General features: G+C 47.8%; 1 pseudogene. It reads left to right on the forward strand.

From position 1 onward, the window contains the following. Positions 1-278 (forward strand): annotated as a pseudogene (locus SB660_RS20155) (branched-chain amino acid aminotransferase); the annotation flags it as partial.

A 278-nucleotide genomic window follows, 5' to 3' on the forward strand; every position in this document is an offset into this window, starting at 1 on the left:
GACTGGATTCCAAATGCGGAGGGCACGTCCCTTTACATCCGTCCGTTCATCATCGCAACCGAGCCTTTCCTTGGTGTTGCGGCATCTCATACGTATAAGCTCTTGATCATTCTTTCTCCGGTCGGCTCTTATTACAAAGAAGGCATTAAGCCGGTCAAAATCGCTGTTGAAAGTGAATTTGTCCGTGCGGTAAAAGGCGGAACAGGAAATGCCAAAACCGCAGGAAACTATGCTTCAAGCTTAAAAGCGCAGCAGGTAGCCGAAGAGAAAGGATTTTC

It is taken from the genome of Bacillus sp. SIMBA_005, assembly GCF_046535585.1.
GTDB classification, from domain to species: Bacteria; Bacillota; Bacilli; order Bacillales; family Bacillaceae; genus Bacillus; species Bacillus pumilus.